Raw genomic sequence first — 14,647 nt, 5'->3', positions numbered from 1 at the left:
GCAGGAATGAAGTCGTTCGCCTCCCGTTATCTGCTCCTTGTCGCATTTTCTTTGCTGCTGGGCGCCTGCCAAAGCACGCCACCGGCGGCCACAGAGGCCGCCGATGCGCGGGCCACGGCCATCGTACAACTGGAACAAAACATCGCCAGCGATGAACTGGCCACGGCCGAAGACCAATTGGCCGCCTTGCAAGCCGAATCGCCCAACGATGCATCCCTTGAGCAATACCAGCGGCAACTGGCCGAAGCCTATCTGCGCCGCAGCCAGATCGTGCTGCAAAAGGGTGACGTGGATGCCGCCGCGACCGCCCTCAGTCGTGCCCGCGCATTGATGCCCAAGGCTCCGGCACTGACCGGCGGCGTCAACGGCTCGATCGCCCAGGCGCGCAAGGCCGAGCTGGAAAAAGCCGAAGCCGCCCTCAAGGCTGCCGAAGCCAAGCCAAAAGCCAAGGTCATCGATCTAACGGCTGAAAGCACCACGGTCGCACTGAACATCAACGATATGGGCAAATTGCGTCGCCAACTGGATGCCATCGCCGCCGATGTGGTGAATTTTCAGTGCGATGTAAGCATTCAGGCTCCGCGTACCGATGATTACCCTTGGCTGGCGAACTTGCTGACCAAACGGGTCAAGAAGCTCGATCCTGAGTTTGACCTGAAGCTTGATCGGCAGATTTTGCGCAGTGTTCCGGCGCAGATGGTTTTGAGTCCGCGTAAACCTTAAAAAGCTTCGCGAGCAAGCCCGCTCCCACAGGGGGGCCTGCGACAGTCACCGATCCAATGTGGGAGCGGGCTTGCTCGCGAAGGCGTCCTCACTGGCAATACCTGCTCTCAAGCCGGAATCGCCCTGGCCTTCGCCTCCCTGGCCCAAACCCGATGCTGCCCGATCGCCAGCAAAAACGGCTTGATCAACTTCGCATCCGCCCCCACGACCAGCCCCGCATCAACCTCCAGCTTCAACACATCCAGTAACTGCTTCGCCTCGCCCTGCAACGCGATGGCCTTCAGATGCTTGTACGCCTCCAGCAGGTAGTGCAGCGCCACCCCGTCAGTGCTCAGCGCCTTGACCGACGCAGCCCCGCCGGGCACGAACAGCGCATCGAAGGCCACAGACGGCGAGCCTTCCATCGAAGCATCGACCGCCAGGGTTTTGCCATCGGCGGTTTTCACTGGCGCCGAAGTAGGCCCTAACAGCTTCGCGTGGACACCCTCGGCTTTCAGTGCTTTCTTCATGGCATCGATCGAGGCTTTATCGACACCGTTTGCCACCAATATCGCCACTTTTCGCGTCTTGATGTTCTCCGGCAATAAATTCGCCTGGCTCAGCGCAGGCGAATGATCGGGCGAGGTTTTGCGCACCTCCACGGTTCCTCTAGCTGGCGCCGGTAATCCGAGGTTCTGCGCAACACGCCTGGCCAGTTCCAGATCGATATTGGCGAGTATTTCGTTCACTTCCCGGACGCGGATCGCCTCGCGCTCAACCTTGCCCAGCTCAAAGCTGTAGGCCGAGATAATGTGCTCCCGTTCATGCTCACTCATGCTGTGGAAAAACAAACGCGCCTGGGAGAAGTGGTCAGCGAACGATTCGCTGCGCTGGCGAATCTTGTTGGCGTCGATGCGCTCCGGATAGCTCTCGAAACCACCATCCCGAGCAGAGGCCGGCGTTTCCTGTGGCCAGCCGCCATCGATGGAATTCGGCTCGTAAGACGCACGCCCCTTGTCGATAGTGGTTCGGTGCTGCGCATCCCGCTGACCGTTATGGAACGGTGACACCGGCCGGTTGATCGGGATCTCGTGAAAGTTCGGCCCGCCGAGTCGGCTGATTTGCGTGTCGGTGTAGGAAAACAATCGACCTTGCAGCAGGGGGTCGTTGGAGAAGTCGATCCCGGGGACGATATGCCCGGGGCAGAAGGCAACCTGCTCGGTTTCGGCGAAGAAGTTGTCCGGGTTGCGGTTCAGCACCATTTTGCCCAGCGGCGTGATGGGTACCAGCTCCTCTGGAATGAGCTTGGTCGGGTCAAGGATGTCGAAATCAAAGGCATGTTCGTTTTCTTCTTCGATCACCTGCACCCCCAACTCCCACTCCGGGTAATCGCCGATCTCAATCGACTCCCACAGATCACGACGGTGGAAGTCGGCATCTTTTCCCGCAAGCTTCTGCGCTTCATCCCACACCAGCGAACAAGTGCCGGCGGTTGGCCGCCAGTGGAATTTGACGAAGCGCGACTTTCCTTCGGCGTTGATCAGCCGAAAGGTGTGCACGCCGAAGCCTTGCATGCTGCGCAGGCTTTTCGGGATCGCCCGGTCGGACATCGCCCACATCACCATGTGCGCCGACTCCGGCACCAGCGAGACGAAGTCCCAGAAGGTGTCATGGGCCGAGCCACCGGTAGGGATCTCGTTATGCGGCTCGGGTTTGACCGCGTGCACGAAGTCAGGAAACTTGATGGCGTCCTGGATGAAGAACACCGGCATGTTGTTGCCCACCAGGTCGAAATTGCCTTCGTCGGTGAAGAACTTCACGGCGAACCCTCGTACGTCGCGCACGGTATCGCCTGACCCACGCGGCCCCTGCACCGTGGAAAAACGCACGAACACCGGGGTTTTCTTCGCTGGATCCTGCAGGAAACCGGCCTTGGTCAGCACCGAGTGATTTTCATAGCTCTGGAAAAAACCATGGGCGCCAGTCCCGCGAGCATGGACGATGCGCTCGGGAATACGCTCGTGGTCAAAATGCGTGATCTTTTCACGCATGATGAAATCTTCCAGCAACGACGGCCCACGGGCTCCGGCCTTCAGGGTGTTCTGGTTGTCCGCCACCTTTACACCCTGATTGGTGCGCAAGGCCTGATCAGTGGCATCGCTACGAAATGTTTCCAGGCTCTCGAGCTTGGCGTTGGTGTTGTGGCGGTCCGGGGTGGCGGTCCCGGCCAGGGCGCTCTGGGTGGCGGCAGGCTTCTTGGTACTCATCAGGCGTGAACTCCTTGGGCGTATTCCAGTGACCTAAGTAGTGACTGGCGAGCTTCTACAGCCGTTCCTTTTTTCTGACCTTTGATCGCGTTATTGCCAAATGACAGGACAAATGCGAAATAAATGCTAAGAACCTCTATACGGACAGGCTAAAATGCGCGCCCGGCTAACCGCTGACCCTTTTCTAACGCGCCCACAAGGTTCGCTACGTGATCGAGTTTCAAAACGTCCACAAAACCTACCGCGTCGCCGGTAAGGAAATCCCCGCCCTGCATCCGACCAGTCTGACGATTGAGAACGGGCAGGTTTTCGGCTTGATCGGTCATTCCGGCGCAGGAAAAAGTACCCTGCTGCGTCTGATCAATCGCCTGGAAAACGCCAGTGGCGGCAAGATCACCGTCGACGGTGAAGAAGTCACCGCGCTCGACGCCAATGGCCTGCGCCGCTTCCGTCAGCAGGTCGGGATGATTTTCCAGCACTTCAACCTGCTGGCCTCCAAGACTGTCGCCGACAACGTTGCACTGCCACTGACTCTGGCCGGCGAGCTGTCGCGCAGCGAGATCGACTCGCGCGTGGCCGAATTGCTGGCGCGGGTCGGCTTGTCCGACCACGCGAAAAAGTACCCGGCGCAACTGTCCGGCGGGCAAAAGCAGCGTGTCGGCATTGCCCGCGCCCTGGCGACCAAACCGAAAATCCTGCTGTGTGATGAAGCCACCAGCGCCCTCGACCCGCAAACCACCGCATCGGTGCTGCAATTGCTGGCCGAGATCAACCGCGAGCTGAAACTGACCATCGTGTTGATCACCCACGAGATGGACGTGATCCGCCGGGTCTGCGATCAGGTCGCCGTGATGGACGCCGGCGTGATCGTCGAGCAAGGCTCGGTGGCCGAGGTGTTCCTGCATCCGAAACACCCGACCACCAAACGCTTCGTGCAGGAAGACGAGCAGATCGACGAAAGCGAACAGCGTGACGACTTCGCTCACGTACCAGGGCGCATTGTGCGCCTGACCTTCCAGGGCGAAGCGACCTACGCGCCTCTGCTGGGCACTGTCGCCCGCGAAACCGGTGTGGACTACAGCATCCTGGCCGGTCGTATCGACCGCATCAAAGACATTCCCTACGGGCAACTGACCCTGGCCGTGACCGGTGGTGACATGGAAGCGGCCTTTGCCCGCTTCACCGCAGCCGACGTCCACATGGAGGTGCTGCGCTAATGGAAGCCCTGACAAGTTTCTTCGCCAACATCGACTGGTTCGAAATCTGGCTGGCCACCGGCGACACCCTGCTGATGCTCGGCGGTTCGCTGTTGTTCACCGTACTGCTCGGCCTGCCGCTGGGCGTGCTGCTGTTCCTGTGCAGCCCGCGCCAGTTGCTGGAAGCCAAAGGCGTCTACGCGATGTTGTCGCTGGTGGTGAACATTCTGCGTTCGCTGCCGTTCATCATCCTGTTGATCGTGATGATTCCGTTCACCGTGTTGATCACCGGCACGTCCCTCGGTGTCGCCGGTGCGATCCCGCCACTGGTGGTGGGTGCCACGCCATTCTTCGCCCGCCTGGTGGAAACCGCCCTGCGTGAAGTCGATCGCGGCATCATCGAAGCGACCCAGGCCATGGGCGCGACCACGCGACAGATCATCACCAATGCCTTGCTGCCGGAGGCTCGTCCGGGCATCTTCGCAGCGATTACGGTGACAGCCATTACACTGGTGTCCTACACGGCGATGGCCGGTGTGGTGGGCGCCGGTGGTCTCGGTGACCTGGCGATCCGTTTCGGTTACCAGCGCTTCCAGACCGATGTGATGGTGGTGACCGTGGTGTTGCTGCTGGTACTGGTCCAGGTGCTGCAAACCGTTGGCGACAAACTGGTCGTCCACTTTTCCCGTAAGTAAGACATGAGCCGGCCATTCGCTGGCAGGCGCCAAACGGGCGCCTCACAAGGAGTTAGCTGAATGAAAAAACTACTCGTCGCCTTCGCTGCTGTTGCCGCATTCTCGGCCCACGCGGCCGACACCCTGACCGTCGCGGCCACCCCGGTTCCGCACGCCGAGATCCTCGAATTCGTGAAGCCGACCCTGGCCAAAGAAGGCGTGGACCTGAAGGTCAAGGTCTTCACCGACTACATCCAGCCGAACGTGCAGGTCGCGGAAAAGCGCCTGGACGCCAACTTCTTCCAGCACCAGCCGTACCTGGATGAGTTCAACAAGGCCAAGGGCACCAACCTGGTTTCCGTGGCCGGCGTACACCTGGAACCCCTGGGCGCTTACTCCAGCAAGTACAAGACCCTCGCTGAACTGCCAGGCGGTGCCAACGTGGTGATCCCGAACGACGCCACCAACGGCGGCCGTGCGCTGTTGCTGATGGCCAAGGCCGGGCTGATCAAGCTGAAGGATTCGAACAACATCCTGTCGACCGTCAAGGACATCACCGAGAACACCAAGGACCTGAAAATCCGTGAACTGGAAGCCGCGACCATCCCGCGCGTGCTGACCCAGGTCGACCTGGCGCTGATCAACACCAACTACGCGCTGGAAGCCAAGCTTGATCCGGCCAAAGACGCGCTGTTCATCGAAGGCAGCGACTCGCCGTACGTGAACATCCTGGTGGCTCGCCCGGATGACAAGGACAGCGAAGCGATGAAGAAACTGGTAGCTGCCCTGCACAGCCCGGAAGTGAAGGCCTTCATTCTCGAGAAGTACAAAGGCGCGGTAGTGCCGGCGTTCTGATCGACTGAAGCAATGAAAAAGGGCGCATCTAATGCGCCCCTTTTTTTGCCTGAAACACAGCCCCCCTGTGGGAGCGGGCTTGCTCGCGAAGACGGTGTGTCAGCCACTATCCATTTCGGCTGAGCCACCGCTTTCGCGAGCAAGCCCGCTCCCACAGGGTTTGGTGGTGTTTTCAGTCGCGCTTGAGCATCACCGGCAACTGCGCCACCAGCTTCGCATTGTTCAACGGCGCGCGGATGAAGCCGCGCTGGGTGCCGTCCGGTCCGATCACCGCGAGGTTGCCGCTGTGGTCGACGGTGTAGTTCGGCTTGCTGGTGTCTGCCGGGATGAACGGAATGCTTACCGCGTTGGAGATTTTTTCCAGCTCATTGATCGACGCCGGGGTCAGGCCGATGAACTGCGGGTCGAAGTAGCTCAGGTACTGCTTGAGCTGTTTGGGCGTATCGCGATTGGGGTCGACGCTGACCAGCACGATTTGCAGTTTATCCACAGCCTCGGGTGGCAATTCGCTCTTGATCTGCCGCAGTTGGGCGAGAGTGGTCGGGCAGACATCCGGGCAGAAGGTGTAGCCGAAAAACAGCAGGCTCCACTTGCCTTTCAATTCATTGATCGTGACCGGCTGACCGTCCTGATTGGTCATCGTCACGTCCGGGAGGTTACGGCTCTGCGGCAGCAAAATGATGCCGGCGTCGATCAGTGCCGTCGGGTCGCCCTGGTTTTTCCCGGACAACACCTTGTTGACGGTCAGGCCCAGGATCAGTGCGACCAGGGCGACGAGAATGAAGACGGTTTTCTGGGTTCGAGTCATAGGTTCAACAATAAGTAGTGGTCTACGAGCAGGGCGATAAACAGCAGGAACAAGTAGTAAATAGAGTACTTGAACGTGTTGATCGCCGCGTGCGGCCGAGTGCCACGGTACAACACCACGGCCCAATGCAGAAACCTCGCGCCCAGCCCGAGCGCGCACACCAGGTACAGCGTACCGCTCATGTGGATGACATAGGGCATCAGGCTGACGGCGAGCAACGCGAAGGTATAAAGCAGGATATGCACCTTGGTGTAGTGCTCGCCATGGGTAACCGGCAGCATCGGGATGTCGGCCTTGGCGTATTCCTCCTTGCGATGGATCGCCAGCGCCCAGAAGTGCGGCGGGGTCCAGGCGAAGATGATCAGCACCAGCAGCAGCGGTTCGGCGCTGACGTGACCGGTGGCGGCGGTCCAGCCAAGCAATGGCGGGGCCGCACCGGCCAGACCACCGATGACGATGTTCTGCGGGGTCGCGCGCTTGAGGAATCCGGTGTAGATCACCGCGTAACCAAGCAATGAGGCGAGGGTCAGCCACGCGGTCAGCGGGTTGGTGAACGCCAGCAGCATGGCTTGCCCAAGCGCCGCCAACAGCAGCGCGAACGTCAGCGCGGCGGTCGGCGAAACCCGGCCTTCGGCGAGCGGCCGTTTGTGGGTGCGCGCCATCACCGCGTCAATGCGCCGGTCCACCACATGATTGACCGCCGCCGCGCCACCGGCACACAGGGCGATGCCCAGGTTGCCGAAAATCAGTACCGTCCACGGCACGCCGGCACGGGTCGCGAGGAACATCCCCACCAGTGAAGTGATGAGCATCAGCACCACTACCTTGGGTTTGGTCAGCTCCAGGTAGTCACGCCAGATCGCCTGACTGGGACGTTCGCCGATCAGAATCGCCATGGCATCTCTCCTTTTATTGTTATGGGCCCGGCTGAGTGTTTACGCGGGCTGAAACGCCAGCGCGTTGGCTGCTTGACCCGAACCAGACTGGTTCGGGCGTGGTAATTGACCAGCACCATGGTCAGCAACAACGCCGCGCCGCCCGCGTTATGCGCGACGGCCACCGGCAGCGGCAGATGGAACAGCACGTTGCTGATACCCAGGGTGATTTGCGCGCCAAGGGCAATCAGCACCATGCCCGCCAGGCGCGTCATGCCGACCACCTTCAATTGCCAGGCCAGGCCGAGCAACACCAGGGTGACCAGCAGCGCACCGATGCGGTGGGTCAGGTGGATAGCCGTACGGGCATCGCTGTCCAGTTGCCCGCCCAGGTAATTCGGGCCGATGTGTTGGGTCAGGTGAAAACCGTTGGCGAAGTCGGCCGGTGGCAACCACTGACCGTGACAGGTCGGAAAGTCGATACAGGCTACGGCGGCGTAATTGGAACTGACCCAGCCACCGAGGGCGATTTGCCCGATCACCAACAACAGCCCCGCCGTCGCCCAGTGCTGCAAACGTCGTGGCACGGTCAGCGCCGGCAGTACGCCGGACAGGCGCAAGGTCAGGAGAAACAACAGGCTCAAGGTCGCGAAACCACCCAGCAGATGCCCGGTGACCACCTGCGGCCAGAGCTTGAGCGTGACCGTCCACATGCCGAACGCGGCTTGGCCAAAAACCACCGCCAACAGAAACAATGGCAACTTCACCGGTTGCCCCGGATGGCGGCGATGCAACCACGCGCGAGCGGCCAGCACCGCGATCAACACCCCCAGCGTGCCGGCGAAGTAGCGGTGGATCATCTCGTTCCAGCCCTTGTGGACCTCGACCGGAGTGTCCGGGAAGTGCAATTCGGCATGGGCCAGCTGGGCTTCGCTTTTCGGTACGCTGATGAAGCCGTAGCAGCCCGGCCAGTCCGGGCAGCCGAGACCAGCATGGGTCAGACGGGTGTACGCGCCGAGCAACACCACAATCAGCGCCAGCAAGGTGGCAAACAACGCGAGGCGAAATCCAGGTTTGGCCATGACGATGCCCTTATCCGATATTCGACAGTTTCAGCAGGTGACGCAGGTCGTTGAGCAGGTCCTTGCCCTTGACCGAGGGGTCGTAGCGCAGCACCAGATTGCCGTGAGGGTCGATGATCCAAAGGTGCGGCGCGTCATTGCTCTGAGCGCCTTTGATGTAGGCCGGCAAGTCCAGTGAATAGCGTTGCAACTGCGGGTACTCGCGTTGAAGTTTAGTCTCGTAATCGGGGTTCAGCGTCTGCGCGGCGGCCAATGCATGGCTGGCGCGGGAAGCATCGCGCCCCAGGCCGATCTGGACCTGCCGCGCCAGATACACCAGTTGCTGGCAGTCCACCGCGCAATCCTTGGGCGCCGTCACCAGGATCTGCCAGCGATCCTCCTGCGCCTGTACGCCGATGTCCGCGCGGGTCTGGCCGTTGCCGATCAATTCGCCGTGATAACTGCGGCCCTCGGGCACCCAGAAATTCAGCTTGTACATGCCGGTGGCGAGGATCATCGGACCGATCACCCCGAGCAGGATCAGCAGCAGCTGCAAGCGGCCCTTGCGCCGGTTCACCGACGGTTTCGCCTCAGACATGCTGGGTGGATTCATGGCCGCTCCCATGGTGTTTCTCCTTTGCGTTGTGCCAGCCGAGATAGAGATAAAGACCGAACAGGGCGATCGCCATGGCGAACCACTGCACGGCATAAGCGATGTGTTTTTCCGGACCCATGGCGACTACTGGCCAGTCGGCCTGATAGGTGGCCGTGCCGGTTTCGGCGCGTAGTTCGTAGGCAAAGCCTTCGCGGTTCAGCGTCCTCCAGAGGCTGGCCGGTTCGACGGCCGTAATCAGCTTCGGCCATGTCGACGTCGTCGGATCTGCGTGTAATTGGAACGTCGCGCCGGGAGAAACGTAGACCCACGCGTCGAGGCTGACTGCCTCGGCAGGGGTTGTGAATTGTGGGGGTGTGCGGCGTTCCGGCCATGGCAGCCAGCCGCGATTGACCAACAGCCAAAGCCCGGTGGCCTGATCATGAAACGGTTGCAACAACTCGACGCCGACCCGGCCGTTGCGCTGGCTATTGTCCAGCAGCAGGCTGTGTTCGGCATCGAACTGGCCATGCAAACGTACCCGGCGGAAGGCCGGATCGGTGATGCTCTGCAGCTCGGTGCTGGCCATCGGCTCGGCGGCGCGGCGTTCGGCATAGTTTTGCAGCAGCGCGCTTTTCTCCGCGCCCCGGCTCAATTGCCAGAACCCCAGGGACACCAGCAGCGGCAGCAACAGCCCCACTACCAGCGTTGGCACGATACCCGGCCGAAAGCACTTCATGGCATCGCCAGAAAGTCGGTCATCGCGATAGCTATACTCAAGTGCATCGCTTGTTCCCCCGGAGTCCCACCATGCTCAAAGCAGCCATCGTCCTGATGCTGATTGCCACGGTTGTCAGCCTGTTCAGCGGCCTGTTTTTTCTGGTCAAGGACGACAGCCACTCAAACCGCCTCGTCATTGCCTTGAGTGTACGTGTCACTCTGGCCGCCATTACCCTGGGTCTGATCACCTGGGGTTTTTTCAGCGGCCAGCTGGTTTCTCATGCCCCCTGGTAGCTTGCTCGTGAAGGTGTGTCAGTTACCCCGATTTCGACTGATAGACCTTCGCGAGCTAGGTCGCTCCTACAGCACGTAGACGAAAACGAACAACCCGATCCACACCACATCCACGAAGTGCCAGTACCAGCTCGCCGCTTCGAAGCCGAACTGGTGCTCGCTGTCGAAGTGCCCGCGCATGACCCGCATCAGCATCACGAACAGGATGATGGTGCCGATGGTCACGTGGGCGCCGTGGAACCCGGTGAGCATGAAGAACGTCGCGCCGTAGATGCCCGAACCCAGGGTCAGGCCCAGCTCGTGGTAGGCGTGCATGTACTCTTCGGCCTGGAAGGTGAGGAACGCACAGCCCAGCAGTACGGTGAGCGCCAGCCACAGCTTGAGTGCACCGCGATGGCCCTTTTTCAAGGCATGGTGAGCGATGGTCACGGTCACGCTGGAGCTCACCAGCAACACGGTGTTGAGCAGCGGCAGGCCCCAGGGGCTAATGACTTCCTTGGGCGACGGAAACAATTTCGAGTCCGGGTTATTCAGCAGCGGCCAGACGAATTCGAAGTTCGGCCACAGCATGTGCGCGATGCCTTTTGTGCCCTCACCACCGAGCGCCGGACCAGAGACGTGACGTACATAAAACAGTGCGCCAAAAAAGGCGATGAAGAACATCACCTCCGAGAAAATGAACCAGCTCATGCCCCAGCGGAACGAGCGATCCATCTGTGCGCTGTACAAGCCGCCACGACTTTCCTTGATCACCGTACCGAACCAGCCGAACAGCATGTAGGCCACCATCAGCCCGCCGATGAAAAAAATCAGCGGCCCGTGGGATTCCGGGCGCGCCGCTTTCAGATCGTTGAACCAGGTGGCCAGGCCGTAGACGGTAGTGACCATGCCGAGCGTGGCGATGATCGGCCATTTGCTCTGGGCGGGAACGTAATAATGTTCATGAGTTGCCATTTATTGTTCTCCTTATCGGGCACGCTCAGCCGCCAGTGTTTACAGCTACCGGTGGATGTCGGGCGGTGATATCGAACAGCGTGTAAGACAGCGTCAGGTGCTTCACATCCTTGGGCATGTCACGGTCAACGATGAAACGTACCGGCATCTCGATCCGCTGACCGGGCTGCAGCACTTGCTGGGTAAAGCAGAAACATTCGGTCTTGTGGAAGTACGCCGCCGCGGTGCTAGGCGCGATACTCGGCACGGCTTGCGCACTCATCGGCTTATCGGTGGGGTTGTGGGCGATGAAGATCATTTCGTTCACCGCCCCGGGGTTGGCCGTCAGTTCATCGTGCTTGGGATAGAAATCCCAAGGCATGTCGGCAGTGTTGGTCGACAGAAACTGCACGCGCACCTGCCGCGAGGTATCGACCGTTTGCTCACCCTCGTACTGCCCGCCGGTCTTGCCATTGATGCCGAAAGCCTTGCACATCACGTCGTAGATCGGCACCAACGCAAACCCGAACACAAACATCGCCACCACCGCGATCAGCAAACGCGTGACCAGTTTCTTCAACGAAATTGAGTCAGCCATGATTCCAAACCTCTACGCATAACCCTGTAGGAGCCGGCTTGCTGGCGATGCAAACACCTCGGTGTATCGGCAACACCGCGTTATCGTTCATCGCCAGCAAGCCGGCTCCTACGAGGGCTTTGTTCATTTCACTTCCGGCGGCGTGGTGAAGGTGTGATACGGCGCTGGCGACGGGATGCTCCACTCCAGGCCTTCAGCCCCATCCCACGGTTTGGCCGGTGCTGGCGGACCGCCGCGAATGGTCTTGATCACTATGAACAGGAAGAAGATCTGCGTCGCACCGAACATGAATGCGCCGATCGACGACACCATGTTGAAGTCGGCGAATTGCAGGTTGTAGTCCGGAATCCGCCGCGGCATGCCCGCCAGGCCCACGAAGTGCATCGGGAAGAAGGCCATGTTCATGCCGATGAACGACAGCCAGAAATGCAACTTGCCGAGGGTTTCGTCGTACATGTGGCCGGTCCATTTCGGCATCCAGTAATAGGCCGAGGCGAAGATCCCGAAGATCGCCCCCGGCACCAGCACATAGTGGAAGTGCGCGACCACGAAGTAGGTGTCCTGGTACTGGAAGTCCGCCGGGGCGATGGCCAGCATCAACCCGGAGAAACCGCCAATGGAAAACAGGATCACGAACGCCACGGCGAACAGCATCGGCGTCTCGAAGGTCAGCGAGCCTTGCCACATGGTGCTGGCCCAGTTGAACACCTTCACGCCCGTTGGCACCGCAATCAGCAGCGTGGCGTACATGAAGAACAGCTCGCCCACCAACGGAATGCCGACCACGAACATGTGGTGCGCCCAGACGATGAACGACAGGAACGCGATACTCGCCGTGGCGTAGACCATCGAGGTGTAGCCGAACAATGGCTTGCGCGAAAACGCCGGAATGATCGAGCTGACGGCACCGAACGCCGGCAGGATCATGATGTACACCTCGGGGTGACCGAAGAACCAGAACACATGCTGGAACAGCACCGGGTCACCGCCACCGGCGGCACTGAAGAAGCTGGTGCCGAAGTGGATGTCCATCAGCATCATCGTCACGCAACCGGCCAGTACCGGCATCACCGCAATCAACAGGAACGCGGTGATCAGCCAGGTCCAGACAAACAGCGGCATTTTCATCAACGTCATGCCGGGGGCGCGCAGGTTGAGGATGGTCGCGATCACGTTGATCGCCCCCATGATCGAACTGATCCCCATCAAGTGAATGGCGAAGATGAAGAAAGTCACGCTTTCCGGCGCGTAGGTCGTCGACAGCGGTGCATAGAAGGTCCAGCCGAAGTTCGGCCCGCCGCCAGCGGTGAACAGGGTCGAAACCAGCAGCAGGAACGCCGCCGGCAACAGCCAGAAGCTGAAGTTGTTCATCCGCGGCAAGGCCATGTCCGGCGCGCCGATCATCAGCGGAATCATCCAGTTGGCGAGACCGACGAAGGCCGGCATCACCGCACCAAAGACCATCACCAAGCCGTGCATGGTGGTCATCTGGTTGAAGAATTCCGGCTGGACGATTTGCAGCCCGGGTTGGAACAACTCGGCGCGAATCACCATCGCGAACGAGCCGCCGAGCAGGAACATGGAGAATGCAAACCACAGGTACAGCGTACCGATGTCCTTGTGGTTGGTGGTCAGCACCCAGCGCATCAGGCCTTTGGCGGGGCCATGGGCGTGGTCGGTGGCGGTATGAACATGTTCATCGATTACAGCAGTCATGTCCTGTCTCCTGCAAACAGATGGGCTGGGCAGGCCGGGATGCATAGCCCCGACCGGTTCCTTACGTGCGCAATAGACCGGGTCATTTGCTTTCCGCCTGTTTCAGCTCCAGCACTTCTTTAGGCGTGACCATGTCGCCCTTGTTGTTGCCCCAGGCATTACGTTCATAGGTCACGACTGCCGCGATATCGACTTCCGAGAGTTGCTTGCCGAACGCCGCCATCGCGGTGCCGGGCTTGCCGTGGAAGACAAGGCTCAGGTGAGCGTCTTTCGGTCCGGTGGCGATTTTCGAGCCCTTGAGCGCCGGGAACATCGGCGGCAGGCCCTGGCCTTCGGCCTGGTGACAGGCCACGCAGGTGGTGTGGTAGATCTTGTCGCCGCGATCCTTGAGCTCGTCGAGCGTCCATTCCTTGCTGGTCAGCTCTTTGAGCTGCGCAGCCTCGACCTTGCGATCGGCCAGCCATTTTTCGTAATCGGCCTTTTCCTTGACCTCGACCACGGTCGGCATGAAGCCGTGATCCTTGCCGCACAACTCGGCGCACTGGCCACGGTAGATGCCGGGCTTGTCGATGCGGGTCCAGGCTTCATTGACGAAGCCCGGGATCGCATCGCGCTTGACCGCGAAGGCCGGCACCCACCAGGAGTGGATCACATCGGCGGAGGTCACCAAAAAGCGCACCTTGGTGCCGACCGGCAGCACCAGGGGCTTGTCGACTTCGAGCAGGTAGTGCTCGCCCTTGGTTTCCTTGTTGTGGATCTGGTCTTGAGGAGTGGTCAGGTTGCTGAAGAACTCGACGTCCTGGCCCAGGTACTTGTAGTGCCACTTCCACTGATAGCCGGTGACCTGGATATCGATTTCCGGCTCGCTGGCGTCGTACATCTTGATCAGGGTCGCGGTAGCGGGAACCGCCATGGCCACCAGGATCAGGAAGGGCACGATGGTCCAGAGGATTTCAACGGTGGTGCTTTCATGAAATTTTGCGGCCACCTGCCCGGTCGAGCGGCGGTGGAGAATCATCGACCAGAACATGGCACCAAAAACGATGATGCCGATCACCACACAGATCCAGAAAATGGTCATGTGCAGGTCGAATACTGCGTGACTGATTTCAGTCGCTCCAGGCGCCATATTCACAGTCCAGGCCGCTTGCGCCTGACTGAAAATCGACCACAACAGGAGGCCCATCCAGACATGTGGATGTCGCATCATTGCGGGTTCCCCTTATCGTTCTTGTTATCCCGCCGGCTTTCACCTGCGGCAAGGGAGCGGCTGCATCAGACTACGAACTTGAATCGCCGGGCCTTGCTGCACATGCAGTCGGGCGTCATCAGCTAACTCCATTCCACCCCGAGTAT

Annotated in this window: 15 protein-coding genes; 5 read left to right on the top strand and 10 right to left on the bottom strand. The window is 60.2% G+C overall.

Translation table 11 applies throughout. From position 1 onward, the window contains the following. Nucleotides 1-6 precede the first annotated feature (6 nt). Entirely contained in the window at nt 7-723 is a 717-nt protein-coding gene (locus QMK54_RS00330; RefSeq protein WP_110658209.1) for a PA5502 family lipoprotein, read from the top strand. Between the two features lie 107 nt (nt 724-830). Here the strand turns inward: QMK54_RS00330 and katE are convergent, their stop codons facing one another. Then, nucleotides 831-2,969 (bottom strand): catalase HPII, encoded by a 2,139-nt coding sequence (gene katE, locus QMK54_RS00325; RefSeq protein ID WP_320401845.1) that lies wholly within the window; start codon nt 2,967-2,969, stop codon nt 831-833. A gap of 209 nt (nt 2,970-3,178) precedes the next feature. Here katE and QMK54_RS00320 point away from each other — a divergent pair, with 209 nt between their 5' ends. From QMK54_RS00320 to QMK54_RS00310, 3 genes are read left to right on the top strand one after another with little or no spacing between them, the layout of a single operon-like run. Further along, nucleotides 3,179-4,186 (top strand): methionine ABC transporter ATP-binding protein, encoded by a 1,008-nt coding sequence (locus QMK54_RS00320; protein ID WP_007969809.1) that lies wholly within the window; start codon nt 3,179-3,181, stop codon nt 4,184-4,186. Beyond that, on the top strand, nt 4,186-4,860 hold the full coding sequence (locus tag QMK54_RS00315) for a methionine ABC transporter permease (RefSeq protein ID WP_008002212.1): 675 nt from the start codon (nt 4,186-4,188) through the stop codon (nt 4,858-4,860). The genes QMK54_RS00320 and QMK54_RS00315 overlap by 1 nt, the downstream gene beginning before the upstream one ends. A gap of 60 nt (nt 4,861-4,920) precedes the next feature. Then, the gene (locus QMK54_RS00310) at nt 4,921-5,694 is read left to right on the top strand and encodes a MetQ/NlpA family ABC transporter substrate-binding protein (protein WP_110663143.1); all 774 of its coding nucleotides are present in this window, start codon (nt 4,921-4,923) and stop codon (nt 5,692-5,694) included. A 172-nt stretch (nt 5,695-5,866) separates the two neighbouring features. Here QMK54_RS00310 and QMK54_RS00305 read toward each other — a convergent pair whose 3' ends face one another. Genes QMK54_RS00305 through QMK54_RS00285 form a run of 5 tightly spaced genes read right to left on the bottom strand, consistent with a single transcriptional unit; the run spans nt 5,867 to nt 9,769 of the window. Then, nucleotides 5,867-6,502: an SCO family protein gene (locus tag QMK54_RS00305; protein WP_223596164.1), complete on the bottom strand. Its 636-nt coding sequence runs from the start codon at nt 6,500-6,502 to the stop codon at nt 5,867-5,869. Beyond that, nucleotides 6,499-7,398 carry a heme o synthase gene (gene cyoE, locus QMK54_RS00300; RefSeq protein WP_110662261.1) on the bottom strand — a complete coding sequence of 300 codons (900 nt, stop codon included), beginning with the start codon at nt 7,396-7,398 and terminating at the stop codon, nt 6,499-6,501. Before cyoE ends, QMK54_RS00305 begins: the two co-directional genes overlap by 4 nt. Beyond that, nucleotides 7,386-8,459, bottom strand: coding sequence for a COX15/CtaA family protein (locus tag QMK54_RS00295; protein WP_320401844.1), 1,074 nt, complete (start codon nt 8,457-8,459; stop codon nt 7,386-7,388). The genes cyoE and QMK54_RS00295 overlap by 13 nt, the downstream gene beginning before the upstream one ends. 10 nt (nt 8,460-8,469) lie before the next feature. After that, nucleotides 8,470-9,063, bottom strand: coding sequence for a hypothetical protein (locus QMK54_RS00290; protein WP_110662263.1), 594 nt, complete (start codon nt 9,061-9,063; stop codon nt 8,470-8,472). Then, a complete protein-coding gene (locus tag QMK54_RS00285) occupies nt 9,029-9,769 on the bottom strand; it encodes an SURF1 family protein (RefSeq protein WP_110662259.1) in 741 nt (246 codons plus the stop codon). Before QMK54_RS00285 ends, QMK54_RS00290 begins: the two co-directional genes overlap by 35 nt. Nucleotides 9,770-9,840: 71 nt before the next feature. Between QMK54_RS00285 and QMK54_RS00280 the strand changes: the two genes are divergently transcribed. Further along, a complete protein-coding gene (locus QMK54_RS00280) occupies nt 9,841-10,044 on the top strand; it encodes a twin transmembrane helix small protein (RefSeq protein WP_110662258.1) in 204 nt (67 codons plus the stop codon). Nucleotides 10,045-10,110: 66 nt separating this feature from the next. Here the strand turns inward: QMK54_RS00280 and QMK54_RS00275 are convergent, their stop codons facing one another. From QMK54_RS00275 to coxB, 4 genes are all read right to left on the bottom strand, one after another. After that, nucleotides 10,111-10,998: a cytochrome c oxidase subunit 3 gene (locus QMK54_RS00275; protein WP_223596160.1), complete on the bottom strand. Its 888-nt coding sequence runs from the start codon at nt 10,996-10,998 to the stop codon at nt 10,111-10,113. Nucleotides 10,999-11,023: 25 nt separating this feature from the next. Then, nucleotides 11,024-11,575: a cytochrome c oxidase assembly protein gene (locus QMK54_RS00270; protein ID WP_110660182.1), complete on the bottom strand. Its 552-nt coding sequence runs from the start codon at nt 11,573-11,575 to the stop codon at nt 11,024-11,026. 123 nt (nt 11,576-11,698) lie between these two features. Continuing rightward, a complete protein-coding gene (gene ctaD / locus QMK54_RS00265) occupies nt 11,699-13,291 on the bottom strand; it encodes a cytochrome c oxidase subunit I (protein WP_110660183.1) in 1,593 nt (530 codons plus the stop codon). A gap of 82 nt (nt 13,292-13,373) precedes the next feature. Further along, entirely contained in the window at nt 13,374-14,501 is a 1,128-nt protein-coding gene (gene coxB, locus QMK54_RS00260; protein ID WP_110660184.1) for a cytochrome c oxidase subunit II, read from the bottom strand. Between the last annotated feature and the right edge of the window lie 146 nt (nt 14,502-14,647).

This window comes from Pseudomonas sp. P5_109, from assembly GCF_034009455.1.
Classification (GTDB): domain Bacteria; phylum Pseudomonadota; class Gammaproteobacteria; order Pseudomonadales; family Pseudomonadaceae; genus Aquipseudomonas.
This window is presented reverse-complemented; position numbering and strand designations above follow the sequence as displayed.